The following is a 20,372-nucleotide window of genomic DNA, read 5'->3' on the forward strand; positions in this document are numbered from 1 at the left end:
GATGTGCAGGGAACACGAAGAACACACATGTTTTCATTATCGTGTTTCCGTACATCTGCACGAAAAACACTGATCGTCATAGGTGTACCAGACCAGATCATGCGCTCACGTTGTTTTAATTCCTAGGATTATTACTGACCAAATACGTCAGAGACCGACAAATGCGCTCAATGGAGCTCATGGATGTTATTCCGGGGGCTTGGTTTTCCCCCCGCAAAATGCAATAAAAAATGCAGCAATAACCAATAAATTACAACAATGTATAAATATGTACAAAGTAGACCATATTTATGCAGATGCCAGAGAACCGGCAGCTGATGGTACGGTGATGCCAATGGGATGGAAACTGCTCCTATGAAACAACAACTGAAATTTAATCTTGGACTGAATGAATACCTGACCGCAGTAAAAGACCAGCCAAAACCGTTAATAATTCCACTCTGCGCCGAGATTCCATTGCCGGATATCTCGCCGCTGGATGTATATACGGGGACCCGGAACGGTTGTGGGTTCCTGCTCGAATCAATGGAGGGGAGCGAAAAGATCGCCCGCTACTCCTATATCGGGATCGATCCCGAGTTCGTGGTCACCATCGGTTCGTCCGTACACGTACGGGGCAATGAGCGATTTACTGCGATTGCAAAAGAACCTGAGGGCGAGACACCGGTTGATAAAATCAAGTCGATCCTCTCCCGGTTCTGTTATGTGAACGTAAAGGCTCCCCGGTTCTTCGGGGGCATGGTCGGTTACTTTGCGTACGACTGCGTGTACTCGCTCTTTGAGAAAGTACGCGAGGGGCACAACGGTGTATCGCCTGATCTCGGGAACCATGCTCCTGAAGATCATGACGCAAGTTTCATGCTCACCAAGGACTGTATTGTATTCGATCACGCCGAACGGAAACTCTTCATCTTCTCCAGCCCGTTCCTCACCTACGAATCCGACCTGAAAGAAGAATATGAACAGAGCATCGCAAAGATAAGGGCACTGGGCGATCATATCGCATTCCTTGCATCGGGAAAGAACGCGAGTGGAACACTGAAGCAGGCAAGCGGTAAAAAGCCGGAGTATATCCCGTCCGTATCACAAGAAGCCTTTGAGCGATCCGTAGAACGGGTAAAGGAGCACATTGTCGCAGGGGACATCTTCCAGGCAGTGATCTCACGCAGGATGGAGTGTGCGGTGAAAAACGATCCGTTCTCGATCTATGCGGCGCTCCGGGAGATCAACCCGAGCCCGTACATGTATTATCTCGATTTTGGGGACGAGCAGGTGATCGGGGCGAGTCCCGAAATGCTCGTCCGGGTTGAGCGGCGGCGGGTAACGACCGTGCCAATTGCCGGCACCCGTCCGCGGGGACGCGACGCCCGTGAGGACGCACAGCTTGCGCAGGAGCTTCTCAACGATCCCAAAGAGCGGGCTGAGCACACAATGCTTGTCGATCTCGCAAGAAACGATATCGGACGGGTCTGCCGGTTCGGTTCGGTTGAAGTCGGAGAATTCATGGGTATTGAGAAGTTCTCCCATGTCCAGCACATTGTCTCTACGGTCAATGGCATGCTCCGGGACAACCTGGATTGTTATGATGCCTTCAAATCCTGTTTCCCTGCCGGAACGGTATCCGGTGCACCGAAGATCCGTGCAATGCAGATCATCGGCGAGGAAGAGACCCAGAACCGCGGGATCTATGCCGGAGCTGTCGGGTATATCGGGTTTGACCGCAATCTCGAGTTCGCAATTGCGATCCGGACCGTGATTGTCCGCAATGGCCGGGCATACGTGCAGGTGGGTGCGGGTATCGTCGCGGATTCGGTACCGGCAAATGAATGGAAAGAGACCGAGAGCAAGGCATCGGCGATGCTGCGGGCGATCGAGCGGGCAGGGGTATCGCCATGAAAGTCCTGATCGTGGACTGCTATGACAGTTTCACCTTCAACCTGTACCAGCAGGTCGGAAAACTCGGGGGCAACCCGGTAGTCATGACCTGCGATACACCGCTTGAACAGCTGGAAAAGTGCGGGTGCGACCGGATCATCCTCTCACCCGGGCCGGGAACACCCCACGATTCCGGTGTCTGTATGGAAGTGTTAGAGACGATGAGCAGAACGATTCCCACGCTGGGGGTCTGTCTCGGGCACCAGGCGATCTGCACCGCTTTCGGCGGCGAAGTCATCAGGGCACAGCACCTGATGCATGGCAAGACCTCGGCAATCCGTCATGACGGGCAGGGTGTTTTTACCGGTATGCCAGCACCCTTTACCGCGACACGCTACCACTCGCTGGTTGCCCGTGAAGATTCCCTGCCCGCGGAACTGCAGGTTTCGGCAACAAGCCTTGACGATCATTACGTGATGGGGGTCCGGCATACCCAATACCCGATCGAAGGTGTCCAGTTCCACCCGGAGAGCGTCCTGTCGCAGGAAGGCGACCGGATTATCCGGAATTTTCTTGCCGGAACGGGAGGGGCATCATGATAGTGAAAGAGATTCTCACAAAACTTGCAGCACGGCAGGATCTTACTCCTGCTGAAGCGGCAGGGATGATGAGCATGATCATGGAAGGAAAGGCCACCCAGGCGCAGATCGGTGCATTGCTCCTTGCGCTGCATATGAAAGGTGAGACCGCTGCCGAGATCGCTGCCTTTGCCCGGGTGATGCGGGATCATGCGATCACGGTAAGGCCGGTGACCGGGCGGATGCTTGTCGACACCTGCGGTACCGGTGGAGACGGGGCGCAGACGTTCAACATCAGCACCGCTTCAGCGTTCGTTGCTGCGGGAGCAGGTTGCCCGGTCGTCAAACACGGCAACCGGGGCGTGAGCAGCAGGTGCGGTTCGGCAGATGTCCTCGCGGCACTGGGGGTTAGTCTCGCACCTGCCCCGGAAATACAGGCGCGAATCGTGGAAGAAGTCGGCATCGCTTTCTTCTTTGCCCCGAATTACCACCCGGCCATGAAACATGTGATGACCGCCCGGCAGGAACTCGGCTGCAGAACGGTCTTCAACATCCTCGGTCCGCTGGCAAACCCTGCGGGTGCACAGGCACAGGTGCTTGGCGTCTACCGGCCGGACCTTACGGGTACCCTGGCCGATGTGCTCAGGATGCTGGGACTCTCGCGGGCGATGGTGGTCCATGGTGCCGGTCTTGACGAGATCACCACTACGGGAGATACCGTCATCGCTGAGCTCGGTAACGGAGCGATCCGCACATACACGATCCGGTGCGAGACATTCGGTATTGCACCTGCACACCTGGCAGATCTCGCAGGCGGCGATGCACAGCAGAACGCCCGCATCATCCGCGATATCCTTCAGGGCGAGCGGGGGGCAGCACGGGACATTGTGCTCATGAACGCGGGAGCCGCGATATATGTTGGCGGGCTTGCCTCGGATCTTCATGAAGGGATCCGGCTTGCTGCCGTTTCCATAGATTCGGGCAGTGCTTCTGCCCGGCTCGATGCGCTGGTGGATGCAACGCGGGGTGTGGCATGATCCTCGATGAGATCATCAGGCGCACGGAAAAACGGGTTGCCCGGTTACCGGCAACGTTTCCAGAGAATGGTACCAGACCTCCCGCAAGCCTGATCGGGGCGATACGGAACAGGGACAGCAGGAACGCGATAATTGCCGAGATCAAATGCGCATCCCCCAGCCGTGGCACCATCCGGCGCAACGTGGACATGGCAATGATGGCAGGTGTGCTTGCGGGCAAGGGATGCGTGGCACTCTCGGTGCTGACCGAGCCATATTTCTTCGGGGGCTCGGGACAGGATATCACCCGGGTGAAATCCGCGGTCAGCATCCCGGTTCTCAGGAAGGACTTCATTATTGATGAACATCAGCTCGCAGAGACACGGGCACTCGGGGCTGACGCGGTGCTCCTGATTGCTGCGGTGCTCAAAGAGCGCCTGCCGGCATTTGTCGATCTCGCACAGGAGTACGGTCTTGAACCGCTTGTCGAGGTTCACAATGCAGAAGAAATTAAAACTGCTCTTGCCACCCGAGCAGAACTGATCGGCATAAACAACCGCAATCTTGTAACGCTCACCATAGACCGCTCCACCACACGGCTTCTCTCGGAGAGTGTCCGCTCCGCGGGAAGAACGATCGTATCAGAAAGTGGTATGCGCTCAGCCGATGATATCCGGGAGATGAAACCCTACTGCGATGCGTTCCTGATCGGTTCATCGATCATGATGCACGAGCGCCCGGAGAAGAAACTCGAGGAGTTCGTATGCGCATAAAGTGCTGCGGAATCACGAGACCGGAAGATGCACGGTACGCAGAGGCGTGCGGGGCAGATGCAATTGGTGTTGTGGTGTTTTCCCCGACATCAAAACGGTCAGTAACACCGGAACAGGCACGGGAGATTTTTGATGCGGTCGGACCGTTTACCACAACCGTTGCGGTGAGCCATACCACGTCACAGGAAGACCTCGAAAAGATGCTTGCCCTGCACATGGATGCAATCCAGATCTCGCATCCGTTTGTGTTCCGGGAAAAACCGGCTGCAAAAGTGATCCGGGTCATCGGGCGGGATGATCCGGTTCCAACTGACTGCGATGCGATCATCGTTGATGAGAGCCATGGCAGCGGGAAAAATTTTGATCTCTCGCATGCCCATAGCGTGGTGCAGCGATCCGCATTACCGGTCATCCTTGCCGGGGGACTTACCCCGGAAAATGTGGCGGATGCTATCCGGCAGGTGCACCCCTATGCTGTTGATGTGGCAAGCGGTATCGAGACGGCACCAGGAATCAAAGACCATAAGAAAATAGCTGCATTCATTGCGGCAGCACGAAAGAGCGTACCATGACAACAAAAGGAAGATACGGACAATACGGCGGACAGTACGTTTCCGAGACACTGATGAGCGCACTCATCGAGCTCGAAGGCGAATATGAAAAAGTGAGGAAAGATCCCCAGTTCGCCCGGGATCTTGCCGCATTACAGACTGAATACGCGGGACGCGAGACACCTCTTACCTTCTGCCCGAATGCCTCGAAGGAACTCGGGTGCAAGATCTATCTCAAGCGTGAGGATCTCGTACACGGGGGTTCGCATAAACTGAACAATACTCTCGGACAGGCACTCCTCGCCAAAAAGATGGGCAAGAAACGGCTGATCGCCGAGACCGGTGCCGGGCAGCACGGGGTTGCAACAGCGATCGTCGGTGCTGCGCTGGGCATGCCCGTTGAGGTGTACATGGGCGAGGTGGACACGCAGCGGCAGGCGCTCAATGTCTTCCGCATGGAGCTGATGGGGGCAAAGGTGATCCCGGTTAAATCCGGGACAAAGACACTCAAGGACGCGATCAACGAAGCGCTTCGCGACTGGGTGGCAAACGTCCGGGACACCTACTACCTGATCGGTTCGGCAGTTGGTCCGCACCCGTACCCGCTCATGGTGAGGGACTTCCAGTCGGTGATCGGCAGGGAGGCGCGGGAGCAGGTGATGAGAAAAGAGGGCAGGCTTCCAAGCGCGGTGGTTGCGTGCGTGGGCGGCGGGTCGAATGCAATTGGCATCTTCTACCCGTTCCTGAACGATGATGTGAAACTGATCGGTGTAGAGGCAGGGGGCGAGGGGATCGAGACAGGAAAACATTCCGCCACGCTCTGCGCCGGTGATACCGGTGTCCTGCACGGAACGCTCTCGTACCTCTTACAGGATGCGCACGGGCAGATACTTCCCACTCACAGTATCTCCGCAGGCCTCGATTATCCGGGTGTTGGCCCGGAACATGCGATGCTCAAGGACAAACACCGCGTGACCTATGCGGCAGTGAATGATCCGGAAGTGCTGGACGCTTTCAGGTTCCTTTCAAAAACCGAGGGGATCATCCCGGCCCTGGAGTCCGCCCATGCAGTGGCATATGTAATGCAGAACGCGGACCGGTTTGACAGGGATGACATCGTGATCATCAACCTCTCGGGACGGGGCGACAAGGATGTAGCTGAAGTGGCAAAGATGCAGGGGTGCTTATAATGGGACGGATCGAAACGGCATTTGCCGCAGCCTCCTTAAAAAAACCAGCCTTCATCGGGTTTACCGTTGCAGGAGACCCGGACAAGGCTGCCTGTGTCCGGATCGCCCGGGCACTGATCGCCGGGGGAACCGACATCCTCGAACTGGGGATTCCCTTCTCCGACCCGGTAGCGGACGGTCCGACAATCCAGAAAGCCGATGAACGGGCACTTGCAGCAGGCACGACACCGGACACCGTGTTTGAGATCGTCAGGGAGATCCGCAAAGGTTCTGATGTCCCGATCGTGTTCCTCACGTACTACAACATTGTCCATCGTCGCGGGATCGAGCGGTTCTATCGTGAAGCGTATGATGCCGGCGTTGACGGCATCCTTATCGCCGATATGCCGGTCGAAGAATCAGAGGAAGTCTGTGCTGTTGCAGCACGCACCGGCATCGACCCGATCTTCCTCATTACCCAGACGACCTCTGATGAACGGCTCAAAAAGATTGCAGCAAAGGCACGCGGGTACCTGTACCTTGTCGCGGTGCTGGGTGTTACCGGTGTGCGTGAACAGGTTTCCGGCGGGGCAATCGATCTCCTGCACCGGGTCCGCAGGCACACTTCTCTTCCCCTGGCACTCGGCTTTGGCATCTCGACTCCCGCACATGCACAGACCTGCGCCCGCGCCGGAGCTGACGGGGTGATCGTGGGCAGCGCAATTGTGGAGATTGTCGAGCGCAACTTAAAAAACCCGGGCGTGATGGAACGGGAGTTGCAGGATTACGTGAAGGCGATGAAACGGGCAGCTTCGGTTAAACAGTGAAAAAATTCTTAAAAACCATCTTTTTATTTAGCGCCGGACAAAACTATGCCGGTATATCATGAAGTCAAAAAACACTTTCCTTATCATTATGGGCATATGTCTTGTTGCCGTTCTTCTTGCTGCCGGTTGCACCCAGCCGACGACACCCGCAGCGACGGGTATGGCGAATCCCGCATCCGTCAACTGCGGTAAAGTCGGGGCCACATCAGAGATTATGAATAACCCTGACGGCAGCCAGTACGGCATGTGCAAGTTCCCGAACGGAACTTCCTGCGAGGAATGGGCACTTTTCCGTGGCGAAGGTTGTAAGGCTGGAGCTGCAGTAACCACAACCGCACCGGCCATGGCCGGCCTCGCGAATCCGGCATCCGTCAACTGTGGTAAAGTAGGTGGAAAAACCGAGATTAAGAAAGATGCACAGGGTAATGAGTACGGCATGTGCACGTTTACCAATGGCACCACCTGTGATGAATGGGCACTCTTCCGTAATGAAGGATGTAAACCGTTCACCCCCGTGACCACAACCGCAGCAGCAGTTGGTATGGCAAACCCGGCCTCCGTGAACTGCGGCAAAGTCGGGGCTACATCAGAGATTATGAATAATCCTGACGGCAGCCAGTACGGCATGTGCAAGTTCCCCAACGGGACTTCCTGCGAGGAATGGGCACTCTTCCGTGGCGAAGGCTGCAAACCGAATGTGGCACCAACCGCCACCCTGGCAAAAAAATAATTTTTCTTTTCTATTCAACAGGTTCCCCGCGGTAGCCATGTGCTGCCAGGCACGCGATCACGGATTTTTCCCATCGGGCATCATCGTTATGGGGCATCGGCAGGATCTCTTCTTTCCAGATCTGTGCCAGCGTTTTGTCCCCGGTTTTAAGCTCGCCCGTTCCCATAATCCTGCCGCATTCATGGCCATCGCTGGTGTAGATCACCAACCGGTAGCATTGGAACTCCCGGCAGATTCGCGGGCGGGTGGCATAGATTGCACAGGCAAAGCCCTTCCCGTCCGGTTTTTTCCGCATGAACGGGCAGCCTTTCGCCGGCTCACCATTTTTTAAACCGGGCGGATAGGTGTCAGCACACTCTCCCTCTATATGGGCGAGGAAGAGCTCGTTCTTTATCCCGTACCGGCAGTAATAATCGCGGCTGGTGAGCTGGCGCTCAATTTTAATAAACGCCCCGAAACTCGCGCAGCATTTCCCGCACGACGAACAATCGAATGCCACCATACTGTTGATTGGATGTTGGCGGGAGGAGTGATAAAAAGAACGGGGCTGTACCCGGCCCCGGGTTTGTGTACCATGATTTGTGCTTCGCATAAATCGCAAATAAATTTGATTTTTCTGATTTTTCTGAAAAGTATAAATATGCAGGAGATTCTACAATATCCTGAGGATTTGCATGCCCAAAAAGAAGCTAGATAATTCCCCATGCACACCCGGCAGTGAACCCTGCGGGTGCAACCCGGTCACCGGATGCAAAGTGGAAGCGGTATTGAGTGTTGACGAGCGCGGTCAGATGGTTCTTCCCAAAGATATCCGGGAAAAAGCCGGCATCAGAACCGGTGACAAACTTGCCCTGATCAGCTGGGAGAAGGATGGCAGCATCTGTTGTCTTGCTCTTATGAAGGTCGAGAACCTGAGCGGAATGGTAAAAGATGTGCTCGGGCCGCTTATGCACGAAACGGAACACTGAGGAGTAAGAAAATCGTATGACATCCACCCAACCATCCTGCTGCTCGTGCTCTTCCGTTGCAGACGTATCCCCGTGCAGCTGTAGTCCAGGGACTTTACAACATGCAGAAATCCGCAAAACGGACAGCACTATCACGTTTGCCAACCGGCTCGACCATTTCCTTGCCCGCTGGGGGATGAACCGTATGGGGCACCGGGTAGAACCCGGCCTCTGCCTGCTCGGCAACCCGACACCAGAATCCCCGGTCTTTGCCTCGGCAAACTATACGCTGAGCTTCGATGCCCTGCGTTCTGCACTTGCGGGATTCGATGCATATATCCTTGTGCTGGATACCAAAGGGATCAATGTCTGGTGCGCTGCCGGAAAAGGCACGTTCGGCACCGATGAACTGGTGAGCCGCATCGAAGCCGTCGGACTTGCCGATATGGTCACCCACCGGAAGATCATCGTCCCGCAACTGGGAGCACCGGGAGTATCCGCACATGACGTACTGCGCCGCTCCGGCTTTAAGGTCGAGTATGGCCCGGTACGGGCACGCGATCTCCCGGAATATCTCATAACACACAAGGCAACTCCGGAAATGCGGAGGGTGGAATTCCCGGTCCGCGACCGCATCATCCTTATCCCCGTGGAACTCGTCCACGTTGCCCTGCCAGCCGTTATCGCTGCTGTTGCACTCTGGTTCCTTGCCGGACCGGTTGCTGCACTTGCGGCCATCGCTGCAGTGGTTGCAGGGATCGTTTTATTCCCTATCCTGCTGCCATTCATCCCGACGAAGGACTTCTCCACAAAAGGTCTTCTCCTGGGTGGCGTTGTGGCAATCCCGTTTGCCATTACGTTCGCTTCAACCCGGACCCTGCCCGGCTGGGCAGTAACAGCTGGGGCTGTTACACCGCTTCTCATCATGCCGGCAGTGACCGCATATCTTGCACTGAACTTCACCGGTGCCACCACATTTACCTCACGGACGGGTGTAAGAAAGGAAATTTTCCGGTACGTACCGGTAATCACCATCATGGCCGGTACCGGAGTAGTACTGGGGATCGCGCTTGGCGTGAGCCGCCTTCTCGGGGTGATCTGATGTTAGATTCCTACAGGGAGACCACACTAAAACTGGATACCGGGCGATGCATCAACTGCAAACACTGCACCCAGGTCTGCCCCCACGGGGTGTTTGCAGAGGGGCCTGATCATGTGGAACTTGCCAGCCCGGCTGCCTGCATGGAGTGCGGTGCCTGTGCCCTGAACTGCCCGGTACAGGCAATCGAGGTTCAGAGCGGGGTCGGCTGTGCATGGGCAATGATCAGTGCCGCTCTGAGAGGAAAGGACATGGACAGCGGGGAATGCAGCTGCGGCGGGGCTGATGGATCCTGCTGTGGCGTTCAGGAAGAGAAAACCTCCTGCTGTGATAAAAAATGATACCCAAAACACGGGTCATCTTTGTCTGCACGGCAAACGCAGCCCGCTCGCAGATGGCAGAGGGGCTGCTCCGGGCAAAATACGGCGACCGGTATGAAGTGTTCAGTGCCGGCACCCGCCAGTCGAAAGTGAGTACAAGGGCGATAACGGTGATGCAGGAGATCGGGATCGACATCGCGCACCACCGTTCAAAAACTCTCGCAGAGTTTGAGGGGAAATCCTTTGATCTTGCAGTAACTCTCTGCGACAATGCCCATGCAATCTGCCCCCTTGTATCCGGCGCAAAAAAGACCATCCACAAGGGGTTTTCTGATCCCCACCTGATACCCGGCACCGATGAGACAATCCTTGACGAATACCGCAGGGTGAGGGACGATATTGCCGGTTGGATCGAGACGGAGTTTAAGACAGTGCCCCAAAAATAATTCATTTTTTTAACAACAAGATTGATACCATCCCGTCGCATTCATAGAATTATCAGGCACGTGAAACCATGAGCGGGGAGCAGAAAGATATCTACCAGGAATCGCTTGAACTTCATGAAGAATTCCGGGGAAAGATCGAGGTCCATTCCAAAGTTTCCCTGGCAACCCGCCATGATCTCTCCCTTGCCTATACCCCGGGGGTAGCAGAAGTCTGCCGGGAGATCCACAAAAACAAAAATCTCGCGTACAAATACACCCTCAAAGCCAACACCATCGCAATCGTCAGTGACGGTTCACGCGTACTGTCCTTAGGAAATATCGGGGGCTATGCAGCAATTCCGGTGATGGAAGGAAAAGCGCTCCTTTTTAAGAAACTCGCCGACATCGATGCATTTCCCATCTGTTTCGAGAGTTATCATACGGATTTTGTCGATGAAGTAAAGAACATTGCACCGGTTTTTGGCGGGATCGCACTCGAAGACATCGCAGCACCAAAATGTTTCGAGATGGAAGAAGCACTTCAGGATATCGGGATACCGGTAATGCACGACGACCAGCATGGAACCGCAGTTGTCGTGCTTGCAGCCCTCCTTAATGCCTGCAAGGTAACAAAAAAGAGATTTGAAGATCTGAAAATTGTTGTAGTCGGAGCCGGCGCTGCCGGGTTTGCTATCACAAGGATGCTCAGGTGCATCGGCTATGATCCCAAGCTCTGCAGCAGCGTACAGGACATCATCGTATGTGACAGCAAAGGTATCATCCACCATGCCCGCGAGGGATTGTATGCCAATAAATACAAATTTATCATCGCCGAAAAGACCAACAGGAGCGGGCGGACCGGAACACTGGAGGATGCCATGCGGGGCGCTGATGTCTGCATCGGCGTCTCAGTGCCGGGGATAATCACACCGGCCATGGTCAGATCGATGAACAAGGACCCCATCATCTTTGCCCTTGCCTATCCCATGCCGGAAATATTTCCCGATGATGCACTCGTGGCCGGAGCAGCGATCGTGGGTACCGGGCGCAGCGATTTTCCCAACCAGATCAACTATGCCCTTGCATTTCCGGGGATCTTCCGCGGCGCTCTCGATGTCTGTGCGACACGCATCTCTGACGAGATGAAGGTTGCCGCAGCACATGCGCTTGCCAATTATGTCAAACGGCCACGGAAAGACCGGATCCTTCCGGAGGTGCTCAACCGCAACGTGGTAAAGGCAGTAGCCCGTGCGGTCAGTGAAGCAGCGGTTGCAAGCGGTTGTGCCCGGCAGATTGAATGAAAAAATTAGCGAAAAATATCCCTGTTCTTCAGGTTTTTCTTCCGACACTCTGATTGATCAGGACTGTGGCGTTTTGAGCACCCGGCACATTTTCTCCATCAGCGCATGATGCCGTACCAGGTGATCGATAAATCCACCGCTCTGCCCCTCAGCAATAACCGGGGTCCACGCAATCCCGCAGTCCGTATCCCAAAGGACCAGCCCTTCGGCAGGCGCGGGCTGGAGAGGTCTGATGGCACCGGCTTCCAGCAGCCGGGCAATTGAACATTCATCCGCGTTTCCCTCCCCGATGAGGAGCAGTGCCGAGGCCATACACCGCACCTGGTGCCAGAGGAAACTTTCTGCGGTTACCTCAAGGAATTCAAATCCGTCTTCCTCTCCTACCCGGACTGCAAGAATGTTCCGGTACGGGTTCTTGTCTTTTACCCGTGCGAAGTTCGAAAAATTATGGCTGCCCAGAAACTGCTGTGCAGCCCGGTTCATTGCTTCGGGATTTTCAGGATGTTGCGAAAAGTAATACCGGTACGTGCGGGACTTTGCATCGTACCGGGGATGAAATTCCGGAGGTACATCTGCATACGCAGTGCACCAGAGATCCGGGGGGAGCTGGGTATTGATGACCGTCCGGGCCCGATCCGGCGCATCGGTTGAAAACGCGATCACCTGCCCGAGGGCATGGACACCCCGGTCCGTCCTCCCTGCCGACAAAAAACCGGCAGTTCTCCAGTCATCAAAGAGGCTGAGCCGCTGGCAGGCAGCAACAAATTCTCCTTCCACCGTGCGGTGGGCTGCCTGCATCTGGGAGCCATAGAACCGGTTACCAAGGTACGAGACCCGGAACGCGAGCCTTACCGGAGGTGCATGCGCCGGGTGATCCGTGTGATCTTTCTCCATGTGTTGTTGAGTGACTGGTGGGTATAGGTGCGCAGCGGCGTCTGTTTTCCACCGCAGGTAACATTTCCGGCCCGGATGGCATCAAGGATCGCAGGAACGGATTTTTCCGCATCCACGTACGTCCTGCCAAAACCGACAAACCGGGCATTGTGGGCATCGCTTCCCCCGACACAGGGCTTGCCCAGTTTCAGCGCGATCCGTGCCGCCTTCCGGTTCGCTGACCCGACAATATACCGGCTGTTGAAGGATTCAACCGCATCTACCGCGATCATGCCGGCTTTTTTCCTGCGGGCAACCCCGTGTCTCCAGACGTGGTACGGGTGCGGGAGGATGAGCACCGCTCCCATCCGGCGTGCGAGAGCTACGGTATCCAGCACGTCAAGGCCGGAAGGGATGAGCTCGGTAACACCCAGCACAAGCAGGTGGCCCTGTTTTGTCGTGACTTCTATACCGGGAATCACCAGTACGGGAGTCTCGCACAAGAGGGCCTGTTTTGCACCGTCGACCGAATCGTGGTCGGTTATTGCGATCGCGTCGAGTCCTGCCGCCTCGGCAGCCCTGATGATCTCCTCAACGCTGCTTTCACCGTCTTTAGAGTGATTCGTGTGCACGTGCAAATCGCAGATCAGCATCTGATCATAGTGTTTTTATCTCTCTGGTATTAAGGGAACTTATGCGCATCCTGCTGCCTACCGGTGCCGCCACCGAGGAGATGGTACAAAAAGCGGTGGCCGGGTTCGATGCTGATGTGGTGGTAACCGGGGAGATTGCATCATTTCTCACACCCCACAAACTCCACACCCTGATACAAAAAGGGAAGTACGATCTCGTCATCGTCTCTGGCATGTGCACGGCCTCGTTCGATCATGTGGAACGGGAGACGGGTGTGCCCGTCTATCGCGGTCCCCGCCATGCCGCGGATCTTGCCTTCATCCTCCCGTTACTTGACACGATCACCCTTTCACGTACCGTTCCTGCCGATGATTTTCTTTCAGCAAAAAAAGCAGGCGATGCAATGTACCGTGTTGACCTGCGGGAGCAGGAAGCCAGCGCTGATTTCATAATCCGGGATGTGAAAATCGGCGGCGACTCGCGGATGAAGGTGCTTGCCGAGATCATGGATGCACACCGGTGCGAAGACCTGTATGAAAAGGCAGAGCGATTCTTTTTTGCCGGTGCTGATATCGTGGATCTCGGGTTCGGGTTCGATGCTACTCCTGAAGATGTGGCGCGGGCATTTTCCCAGGTGGCAGACATCGATCACCCGCTCGCGGTGGATACACAGGACCCGCTCCTGATCCGGGCTGCGCTGGATCGGGCGGACCTTGTCCTCTCCCTGCAGGAGCAAAATATTCCGGTCATCGGAAAGGAAGTGGCAGAGGCCGGCGCAGCGGCAGTCATCGTGCCAGGCTGCGGTACGCTTGCAAAGAATATTACTCTTGCAAAACGGGCGGGTATCGCATGCATCATTACCGATCCCCTCCTCCAGCCGGTGGGTTCAGGACTGGTGGCATCGCTGAAAAACTTTACAAAAGGGAAATACCCCCTCTTTTTTGGGGCGGGCAATGTAGTCGAGCTGCTGGATGCCGACTCAATAGGGGCAAACGCGCTGCTGGCCGGTATGGCAAAGGAGGTCGGTGCTTCCGTCATCTTTTCGAGTGAGCACTCGGACAAGACGCAAGGGTCAATCGGCGAGATGCGGCGGGCCACCGAGATGATGGTACTCACCCGCGACCGCCCCTATCCCAAGGATCTGGGCATCGACCTGCTCGTGCTCAAGGAGAAGCGACGCCGGCGCGAGCCCCCGGTTGCATACGAGACCATAACCCCGGCAAAAAAGATGCCGGAGGATATCACCTACGATCCCAGGGGTAACTTCCGGATCGGCATTGAGGGGGACCAGATCATTGCCGCAATCAATGGCAAGGCGGTGCGGGGCAGGCGCTGGCAGGATGTGCTCTCCACCATCCTGTCGCAGGGCAATGTCACCCTGCTCGACCATGCCGGGTATCTTGGCAGGGAATTGTATAAGGCAGAACTCGCGATCCGGTACGGGCGGAGCTTCGAGCAGGACGGGGAGTTCTGAACCGGGAATGATTCAACGAAAAACTCATGACTCAATAAGCCCCTAGTGTCGGGATGACTATTTTTTCTGAACCCGGCACGGTGATCTTTAAAAATTAGATCACGATCGCTTTTTCTTTTGAGCGGGTGGCAGGGGAAATGTCATCGCATCGCCATCGGTAAATCGTTTCCAGTTGAGCTGGTTGAACATTTTTATATGGAGGATAGCTCCCTTGTTCCGGGTATTGAGAACGGAAACACTGCTTGAAATAAACGGTGGGACCATGAGAAGTTCCTCATCGTCAACAATCAATTCAAGGGTATTTTCGAAGTTCATAAATTTACTCATCTCAGCAAATTCCGGTGGGGCGAATGGTGGCGGAACTTTGAACTGTTCTGTGGAGATGACATGGAGATCTGCATTTTTTCCCGGAAATAATTCCTGCAATTTCCCCAAAAGAGCGTAATCATCCGAAATGACAATGAGTTTCAGTGAAACATCCTTGATTTTAACGTTTTCAATGAACGGAAGGTACCGTTCCCCGATCATGCAGCTTATCTGTTGTTTCGCTCTCCCGAAAAGCTCGCGAATTTTGTACTCAATGTTGACATCCCCGTAGATGGTCCAGAGAGCATCCTCTTTTTCGGTCAGTACCTTCTTTTTCTCGAGGAGTCTGAGTTCCACTAATGCATGATCTCCTGCATTCCGGTGTTTGTCCATGAGGAGGTTGATCGCCATGTCCGGAGAGATTGCACTGTACCGGGCCGGTTTTGATATTCTCTTTACGGCAAGACCAATCTCGGCAAGACGATCCAATGCCTCGTAAACGCTCGGTTTTGACAGGGAGAGGAAATCGATGATCTCTTTTGCTTCCGCATTATCGTAGAGTACCAGCGCGGCAAATACACGCGCTTCATTGTTGGATAACCCGAGATCATTGAGCGATTTTATGAGGGCGGCGGGGATGCTCTCCATACATATAATATACCTATTCAGTTGTTAAGAAATTTACTACCAGATCAATTACATTTTTAACAATGTACGTTAAACTATACAAAGAGAGTAGTAAAAAAATATACTACTTACTTAAGCACATTGAGGAAATTTATGTTCAGTTTTGAACGTTTCAACGATAATAACCGAACTCCCGTAAGAAAAGGAATCAAAAAAACTGTTTTCACTTACGGGGGTATTACGCATAAGATCGGTAACAGATCGGCACGGATCCTGTTAATTGCAGGTACCCTGCTGGCGATTTGTCTCTTTGTTGGTACAGCCAGCGCAATAGCGACAACAGAGTCTATGGCAGTATCCGCAAAAGTGTATGTTTCGAATGTTACCTATGATCCCGGATCATTCTACGATGGGGATAAGGCGATTGTTGATATACAAGTTACCAATGGAAACACCGATACAGGAATTGTTATCAATCATGCACAACTGTCGGATGATACCATCAGGATCGTCAGCAGGCCCTACGATACATCCTCAAATATCGGACCGGGCCAGACGCGGGATTATATTTTCGAAGTTACTGCGGATGGAAAAGAGGGTTACTACTACCCGACGTTTTCCTTAAGTTTCCTGGAATCTGACAGCCTGTATTACCGGACCTTTGTTGAGATTGATAATTCTCTCCCCGAGCTGACGTTCATTGAAAAACCTGACACGTTCTCCGCAGGGAAAAAAGATAAAATTTATGCCAAAATATCCAATCCCCGCAGTAATGCGGTTGAGAATGTCATAGTTGATATAACCGGTACGGGTACAACGATCAACCCCTCTGAGATATTTATCGGTACAATAAATGCGGGGGGAAATGTCCTGGTAAATTTCTCTGTCACTCCGCAACAGCAGACAGATCTCACTCTGAAAGTCACCTACGATAATGGTGATAATACCCACACGATGTCAGAATCACTTCCGCTCATATTTGGGGAGAACAAGAAGCAGGCCGATCCTAAAGTGAATAATATCAAGATCACGAAGGTAGGAACGGTCTATCACGTGACCGGCGATGTAACAAATGCAGGACTGGAAACCGCAAATGCAGTTACGATTACATCGGGCTCTCCGGCAACTGCCCAGGACCCGTACAAAAACTATGTTGTCGGTGTGCTCAAACCGGATGACTTCGGCAGTTTTGAAGTATCGTTTTCCACCGAGAGTACAACAAGCATCCCCCTCCAGATGTCATACAAGGATACCGATGGCAACGTGATCACTTCACAACAGAATATCAATCTCGCAACTGCCACATCGTCCGACACGAATACGGCTCAACCCTCAATTCTTCCCATCATAGGAGTAATCATCGTCATTGCGCTTGTTGGTGGCGGGTACCTCTACCTGCGAAAACGAAAAGCCGAGTAGGATGGGGGATATCATGCAACCGGCCATCCAGTTCGAGGATGTGGTGAAAATCTACCCTCTCAAGTCGGGGGATGTGACGGCACTCAATCATATCTCATTTGAGGTACAGCGGGGGGAGTTCATCTCGATCATGGGACCCTCGGGATCAGGTAAATCAACCCTCCTCACCCTCATGGGATGTCTTGACAAGCCTACTTCCGGGAATATCTCTATGAGCGGGGTCCCGATCCGGGATATGTCCGACATGGAACTGACCTCCCTGCGCAGGGACCGGATCGGTTTCATCTTCCAGTACTTCAACCTCTTCCCGCTCTTGAACATCATCGAGAACGTCAGTTTTCCCCAGATGCTCAAGTCCGGAGTGAACGAGGCACGGGCGCGGGAAGTGCTCCGGGCAGTCCAGCTGGACGAAAAACTCTACACGCATACACCCATGGAATTGTCCGGGGGCCAGCAGCAGCGGGTAGCGGTCGCCCGGGCCCTCATCAATGATCCCGACATTCTCCTGTGCGATGAACCCACGGGAAACCTCGATTCAAAAACGGGGGCCAGTATCATGGAGCTCATGACGGAACTCAACAAAAACGGCGCCACGATCATCGTCGTGACGCACGATCCCAATGTTGCGAATTACACGAACCGGACAATACGGATTGTTGACGGGTGCATTGCCTCATGATCTTCTGGGAAATTGCAAAGCGCAATCTCCGGATCCATATGCTCCGGTCAACCCTTGCGATGCTCGGCATCGTAATCGGGGTCGTTGCTATCGCATCAATGGGAATCCTGGGAAACAGTATGGTTGCGACCGTCTCTGAAAGTCTCTCCTCGGTAGGAGACAGTGTGATCGTCAGCCCGTATTCTGGCGGGGGTGGCGGGATGGGACCCGGGGGAGGTGGGGGCGGGGTGAGTTCGGTGAACCTGAAACTCTCCGACCAACAATACCAGCAGATCAAACGAGCCGTAGCTCCCAATGTGGCGATTCCGGTGCTCTCGACATCGGAACGTATGAAAGTGGGTGTTGGCAGTGATGATATTGTTGCAACCATCTATGGGGTGGATCCCCAGTATATCCCGGATCTCAACCTGAAGCTGACCGCAGGCGATTATAACAATGCCAATTCAGGATGTCTTGTAGGTTCCACGTTTGCCAAGGACAATAATATCAAAGTCGGCTCTCGTATTTCCATCGGTAGTGATGGTGAGAAGGGAACGCTCCGCGTCACCGGCATCATCGAGGAGCGGGGAATGGCCTTCGATCTCAGTACGGATTCTGCGATTGTGGCAACCCAGGAATGGTTCGATAATACCTACAACCGGAATGACTACGATCAGGTTGTTGTCAAGGTAAAAGAGGGGCAGGATACGGCAGTGGTTAAAACCACCATTGAAAAACAGATGAACAAGCGGGACAAGATTGTCAGTGTAACGGACAGCAAGGCAACGCTGGCTTCCATATACGAGACGTTTGGCACCATCACGACATTTGTCTCTGCCATAGGGGGAATTTCGATGGTCGTTGCCGGGGTTTCGATCTTCAATATCATGATGATGTCAGTCAGCGAGCGGATCAAGGAGATCGGCATCATGCGCAGCATCGGCACCCAGAAAAAGGAAGTGATGAGCATGTTCATCTATGAAGCGGCGATCATCGGGGTTATCGGTAGTGTTGTCGGGGGCATACTGAGCATCCTGGCGGGATATGTCATCAGTGCCCTGATGCTGGGGACGACCAAGTACCTTCTCACGACAGCGAATGCACTCTCTGTCGGGGAGGGGATCGGCTTTGGGATTGTGATCTGTCTCGCCTGCGGTATCTACCCGGCATGGCAGGCAGCGAACTTAAACCCCATCGATGCACTGAGGCACGAGTGAGAAGAGTGCCACAATGAAACTTTTTTCTTCTCGCGATCAAAAAAATGTCTGCTCCGCAGAGAATACTCAGGGTGTCACTATCCTGACCGGTGATCCGAAAAAAGCAATTATCTCCTTATCAGGACCGATGATCATCGCAATGCTCCTGATGTCCAGTTATAACGTCGTGAACGCGATCTGGGTTGTAGGTCTTGGTTCTGATGCTCTGGCTGCCATCGGGTTCGTTTCTCCCATCTTCATGGTTCTCATTGGTCTGGGGTGCGGTATCGGAGCAGGGGCGACATCGGCTATTGCGCGGAGGATCGGCGCTGGCGACCGTAATGGTGCAAGTAACGGTGCAGTACATGCACTCTTCATCTCCCTCATCCTGTCAGCGATCATTACCGTGCCGCTTGTTGTCTTTGCAGAGCCGATAGCCATCCTTTTTGGTGCCGGGGAAACTGCGGTTCTTGCTGCAGCATATGGGCAGGTTCTTTTCGCCGGTACATTCTTCATCCTTTTTGTCAACATCGCGTACGGAATTCTCCGTGCGGAAGGGGATGCAAAAAGAACGATGTATGCCATGGTGGCTGCAACTCTTCTGAATATGGTCCTTGACCCTCTCCTGATCTATGGTCTGGGCCTCGGGATTTCAGGAGCCGCATGGGGCACTATCATCTCCCTTGCAGCGGTAACTGTTGTCCTCCTTTACTGGTTCTTTATCGAAAAAAATATGTACGTATGCTTCTCCAGGCAGGTTTTCACCCCGTGTCGAAGCATGGTTTCAGATATCCTGAACGTGGGAATCCCGGCCAGTGTTGAGTACATGCTGATGTCGGTACTGTGTATAATTCTCAATCTGATCCTCGTTATTGTAGCCAACACTGACGCTGTAGCGGTCTTTTCCGTCGGATTCAGGGTTGTATCATACGGAATCGTTCCCATTGTTGCAATAGGTATGTCGGTCGTATCGGTTGTCGGTGCGGCATATGGAGCCCGGCATTATGAGAAGATCCGGGTTGCACACACGTTTTCGATCCTCCTTGGGATTGCTCTTGCTCTCTGCGTCAGTCTCTTAACCTGGGTGTTTGCATATCCGATTGCCTCCATCTTCTCTTATTCACAGGAAAGCGCCCACCTCTACCCGGGTATTGCCGCATTCATCGGTGTCATGTGCCTGTTTTATCCATTTGTCCCGCTGGGTCTGATTTCGTCTTCCGTATTTCAGGGAGTCGGTAAAGGACCAACCTCCCTGTTTCTCACGTTCATGAGGAGTCTTGTGTTTGCCGCAGTTTTTGCGTACATGCTCGCAATCCCTCTAGGTATGGGAGAACAGGGAGTCTGGTGGGGGCTGGTTGCTGGTGAAATACTCGGAGGTTTGCTGGCATTTGCCTGGGCGCGAATGTACCTTTCACAACTGGACCGCTTGAATGGGGAAGAAACTCCCCTCCAAAAGGGGGAACCGGAAACCACTTGAAAAAAGACGACCCGCAGGATCAAAAATGTTGAGGGAATACACATGAAACAGTACCGTTAAATCTAAAAAAAGGATTCTGGAACGTTATACCCGGGGAT

22 protein-coding genes are annotated in these 20,372 nt (G+C 53.9%); 18 read left to right on the plus strand and 4 right to left on the minus strand.

Features of this window, described 5'->3' with window-relative positions; translation table 11 throughout:
- Nucleotides 1–354: 354 nt before the first annotated feature.
- Genes trpE through WC593_14230 form a run of 8 tightly spaced genes read left to right on the plus strand, consistent with a single transcriptional unit; the run spans nucleotide 355 to nucleotide 7,519 of the window.
- The gene (trpE, locus tag WC593_14195) at nucleotides 355–1,896 is read left to right on the plus strand and encodes an anthranilate synthase component I (protein ID MFA4826298.1); all 1,542 of its coding nucleotides are present in this window, start codon (nucleotides 355–357) and stop codon (nucleotides 1,894–1,896) included.
- Nucleotides 1,893–2,474, plus strand: coding sequence for an aminodeoxychorismate/anthranilate synthase component II (locus WC593_14200; protein ID MFA4826299.1), 582 nt, complete (start codon nucleotides 1,893–1,895; stop codon nucleotides 2,472–2,474). Before trpE ends, WC593_14200 begins: the two co-directional genes overlap by 4 nt.
- Nucleotides 2,471–3,490, plus strand: a complete 1,020-nt coding sequence (gene trpD, locus WC593_14205; protein MFA4826300.1) for an anthranilate phosphoribosyltransferase — start codon at nucleotides 2,471–2,473, stop codon at nucleotides 3,488–3,490. Before WC593_14200 ends, trpD begins: the two co-directional genes overlap by 4 nt.
- The gene (locus tag WC593_14210) at nucleotides 3,487–4,242 is read left to right on the plus strand and encodes an indole-3-glycerol phosphate synthase TrpC (GenBank protein ID MFA4826301.1); all 756 of its coding nucleotides are present in this window, start codon (nucleotides 3,487–3,489) and stop codon (nucleotides 4,240–4,242) included. The genes trpD and WC593_14210 overlap by 4 nt, the downstream gene beginning before the upstream one ends.
- A complete protein-coding gene (locus WC593_14215) occupies nucleotides 4,233–4,814 on the plus strand; it encodes a phosphoribosylanthranilate isomerase (GenBank protein MFA4826302.1) in 582 nt (193 codons plus the stop codon). The genes WC593_14210 and WC593_14215 overlap by 10 nt, the downstream gene beginning before the upstream one ends.
- Nucleotides 4,811–5,983, plus strand: coding sequence for a tryptophan synthase subunit beta (trpB, locus tag WC593_14220; protein ID MFA4826303.1), 1,173 nt, complete (start codon nucleotides 4,811–4,813; stop codon nucleotides 5,981–5,983). Before WC593_14215 ends, trpB begins: the two co-directional genes overlap by 4 nt.
- Entirely contained in the window at nucleotides 5,983–6,789 is an 807-nt protein-coding gene (trpA, locus tag WC593_14225; protein ID MFA4826304.1) for a tryptophan synthase subunit alpha, read from the plus strand. Before trpB ends, trpA begins: the two co-directional genes overlap by 1 nt.
- 58 nt (nucleotides 6,790–6,847) lie before the next feature.
- Nucleotides 6,848–7,519: a DUF333 domain-containing protein gene (locus WC593_14230; protein MFA4826305.1), complete on the plus strand. Its 672-nt coding sequence runs from the start codon at nucleotides 6,848–6,850 to the stop codon at nucleotides 7,517–7,519.
- A 10-nt stretch (nucleotides 7,520–7,529) separates the two neighbouring features.
- On the opposite strand, the gene WC593_14235 is transcribed toward WC593_14230, so the two are convergent.
- Nucleotides 7,530–8,021, minus strand: a complete 492-nt coding sequence (locus WC593_14235; GenBank protein MFA4826306.1) for a YkgJ family cysteine cluster protein — start codon at nucleotides 8,019–8,021, stop codon at nucleotides 7,530–7,532.
- A gap of 172 nt (nucleotides 8,022–8,193) precedes the next feature.
- On the opposite strand from WC593_14235, the gene WC593_14240 reads away from it, so the two are divergent.
- The 5 genes from WC593_14240 (at nucleotide 8,194) to WC593_14260 (ending at nucleotide 11,611) form a co-directional block, all read left to right on the plus strand.
- Complete coding sequence (locus WC593_14240) at nucleotides 8,194–8,487, plus strand: HgcAB-associated protein (protein ID MFA4826307.1); 294 nt, start codon at nucleotides 8,194–8,196, stop codon at nucleotides 8,485–8,487.
- Between the two features lie 16 nt (nucleotides 8,488–8,503).
- Nucleotides 8,504–9,568 carry a mercury methylation corrinoid protein HgcA gene (hgcA, locus tag WC593_14245; protein ID MFA4826308.1) on the plus strand — a complete coding sequence of 355 codons (1,065 nt, stop codon included), beginning with the start codon at nucleotides 8,504–8,506 and terminating at the stop codon, nucleotides 9,566–9,568.
- A complete protein-coding gene (hgcB, locus tag WC593_14250) occupies nucleotides 9,568–9,906 on the plus strand; it encodes a mercury methylation ferredoxin HgcB (GenBank protein ID MFA4826309.1) in 339 nt (112 codons plus the stop codon). Before hgcA ends, hgcB begins: the two co-directional genes overlap by 1 nt.
- A complete protein-coding gene (locus tag WC593_14255) occupies nucleotides 9,903–10,331 on the plus strand; it encodes an arsenate reductase ArsC (protein MFA4826310.1) in 429 nt (142 codons plus the stop codon). Before hgcB ends, WC593_14255 begins: the two co-directional genes overlap by 4 nt.
- 68 nt (nucleotides 10,332–10,399) lie before the next feature.
- The gene (locus WC593_14260) at nucleotides 10,400–11,611 is read left to right on the plus strand and encodes an NADP-dependent malic enzyme (GenBank protein MFA4826311.1); all 1,212 of its coding nucleotides are present in this window, start codon (nucleotides 10,400–10,402) and stop codon (nucleotides 11,609–11,611) included.
- 57 nt (nucleotides 11,612–11,668) lie between these two features.
- Here the strand turns inward: WC593_14260 and truA are convergent, their stop codons facing one another.
- Nucleotides 11,669–12,505, minus strand: coding sequence for a tRNA pseudouridine(38-40) synthase TruA (gene truA, locus WC593_14265; GenBank protein MFA4826312.1), 837 nt, complete (start codon nucleotides 12,503–12,505; stop codon nucleotides 11,669–11,671).
- A complete protein-coding gene (locus WC593_14270) occupies nucleotides 12,460–13,137 on the minus strand; it encodes a PHP domain-containing protein (protein MFA4826313.1) in 678 nt (225 codons plus the stop codon). Before WC593_14270 ends, truA begins: the two co-directional genes overlap by 46 nt.
- Nucleotides 13,138–13,178: 41 nt before the next feature.
- Here WC593_14270 and WC593_14275 point away from each other — a divergent pair, with 41 nt between their 5' ends.
- Complete coding sequence (locus WC593_14275; protein ID MFA4826314.1) at nucleotides 13,179–14,591, plus strand: dihydropteroate synthase-like protein; 1,413 nt, start codon at nucleotides 13,179–13,181, stop codon at nucleotides 14,589–14,591.
- Between the two features lie 99 nt (nucleotides 14,592–14,690).
- On the opposite strand, the gene WC593_14280 is transcribed toward WC593_14275, so the two are convergent.
- Nucleotides 14,691–15,545, minus strand: a complete 855-nt coding sequence (locus WC593_14280) for a helix-turn-helix domain-containing protein (GenBank protein MFA4826315.1) — start codon at nucleotides 15,543–15,545, stop codon at nucleotides 14,691–14,693.
- 132 nt (nucleotides 15,546–15,677) lie between these two features.
- On the opposite strand from WC593_14280, the gene WC593_14285 reads away from it, so the two are divergent.
- The 4 genes from WC593_14285 to WC593_14300 are packed head-to-tail and all read left to right on the plus strand — an operon-like array spanning nucleotide 15,678 to nucleotide 20,274.
- Nucleotides 15,678–16,943, plus strand: coding sequence for an LPXTG cell wall anchor domain-containing protein (locus WC593_14285; protein ID MFA4826316.1), 1,266 nt, complete (start codon nucleotides 15,678–15,680; stop codon nucleotides 16,941–16,943).
- Nucleotides 16,944–16,956: 13 nt separating this feature from the next.
- A complete protein-coding gene (locus WC593_14290; protein MFA4826317.1) occupies nucleotides 16,957–17,622 on the plus strand; it encodes an ABC transporter ATP-binding protein in 666 nt (221 codons plus the stop codon).
- Nucleotides 17,619–18,818 (plus strand): ABC transporter permease, encoded by a 1,200-nt coding sequence (locus tag WC593_14295; protein MFA4826318.1) that lies wholly within the window; start codon nucleotides 17,619–17,621, stop codon nucleotides 18,816–18,818. The genes WC593_14290 and WC593_14295 overlap by 4 nt, the downstream gene beginning before the upstream one ends.
- 13 nt (nucleotides 18,819–18,831) lie before the next feature.
- On the plus strand, nucleotides 18,832–20,274 hold the full coding sequence (locus tag WC593_14300; protein MFA4826319.1) for an MATE family efflux transporter: 1,443 nt from the start codon (nucleotides 18,832–18,834) through the stop codon (nucleotides 20,272–20,274).
- Nucleotides 20,275–20,372: the final 98 nt, after the last annotated feature.

Source organism: Methanoregula sp. (assembly GCA_041645435.1).
Taxonomy (GTDB): domain Archaea; phylum Halobacteriota; class Methanomicrobia; order Methanomicrobiales; family Methanospirillaceae; genus Methanoregula.

Bases quoted from the DNA above. Each gene is read 5' to 3' on its own strand.
- trpE (MFA4826298.1), top strand. From the start codon at position 355: ATGAAACAACAACTGAAATTTAATCTTGGACTGAATGAATACCTGACC.
- WC593_14200 (MFA4826299.1), top strand. From the start codon at position 1,893: ATGAAAGTCCTGATCGTGGACTGCTATGACAGTTTCACCTTCAACCTG.
- trpD (MFA4826300.1), top strand. From the start codon at position 2,471: ATGATAGTGAAAGAGATTCTCACAAAACTTGCAGCACGGCAGGATCTT.
- WC593_14210 (MFA4826301.1), top strand. From the start codon at position 3,487: ATGATCCTCGATGAGATCATCAGGCGCACGGAAAAACGGGTTGCCCGG.
- WC593_14215 (MFA4826302.1), top strand. From the start codon at position 4,233: ATGCGCATAAAGTGCTGCGGAATCACGAGACCGGAAGATGCACGGTAC.
- trpB (MFA4826303.1), top strand. From the start codon at position 4,811: ATGACAACAAAAGGAAGATACGGACAATACGGCGGACAGTACGTTTCC.
- trpA (MFA4826304.1), top strand. From the start codon at position 5,983: ATGGGACGGATCGAAACGGCATTTGCCGCAGCCTCCTTAAAAAAACCA.
- WC593_14230 (MFA4826305.1), top strand. From the start codon at position 6,848: ATGAAGTCAAAAAACACTTTCCTTATCATTATGGGCATATGTCTTGTT.
- WC593_14235 (MFA4826306.1), bottom strand. From the start codon at position 8,021: ATGGTGGCATTCGATTGTTCGTCGTGCGGGAAATGCTGCGCGAGTTTC.
- WC593_14240 (MFA4826307.1), top strand. From the start codon at position 8,194: ATGCCCAAAAAGAAGCTAGATAATTCCCCATGCACACCCGGCAGTGAA.
- hgcA (MFA4826308.1), top strand. From the start codon at position 8,504: ATGACATCCACCCAACCATCCTGCTGCTCGTGCTCTTCCGTTGCAGAC.
- hgcB (MFA4826309.1), top strand. From the start codon at position 9,568: ATGTTAGATTCCTACAGGGAGACCACACTAAAACTGGATACCGGGCGA.
- WC593_14255 (MFA4826310.1), top strand. From the start codon at position 9,903: ATGATACCCAAAACACGGGTCATCTTTGTCTGCACGGCAAACGCAGCC.
- WC593_14260 (MFA4826311.1), top strand. From the start codon at position 10,400: ATGAGCGGGGAGCAGAAAGATATCTACCAGGAATCGCTTGAACTTCAT.
- truA (MFA4826312.1), bottom strand. From the start codon at position 12,505: ATGGAGAAAGATCACACGGATCACCCGGCGCATGCACCTCCGGTAAGG.
- WC593_14270 (MFA4826313.1), bottom strand. From the start codon at position 13,137: ATGCTGATCTGCGATTTGCACGTGCACACGAATCACTCTAAAGACGGT.
- WC593_14275 (MFA4826314.1), top strand. From the start codon at position 13,179: ATGCGCATCCTGCTGCCTACCGGTGCCGCCACCGAGGAGATGGTACAA.
- WC593_14280 (MFA4826315.1), bottom strand. From the start codon at position 15,545: ATGGAGAGCATCCCCGCCGCCCTCATAAAATCGCTCAATGATCTCGGG.
- WC593_14285 (MFA4826316.1), top strand. From the start codon at position 15,678: ATGTTCAGTTTTGAACGTTTCAACGATAATAACCGAACTCCCGTAAGA.
- WC593_14290 (MFA4826317.1), top strand. From the start codon at position 16,957: ATGCAACCGGCCATCCAGTTCGAGGATGTGGTGAAAATCTACCCTCTC.
- WC593_14295 (MFA4826318.1), top strand. From the start codon at position 17,619: ATGATCTTCTGGGAAATTGCAAAGCGCAATCTCCGGATCCATATGCTC.
- WC593_14300 (MFA4826319.1), top strand. From the start codon at position 18,832: ATGAAACTTTTTTCTTCTCGCGATCAAAAAAATGTCTGCTCCGCAGAG.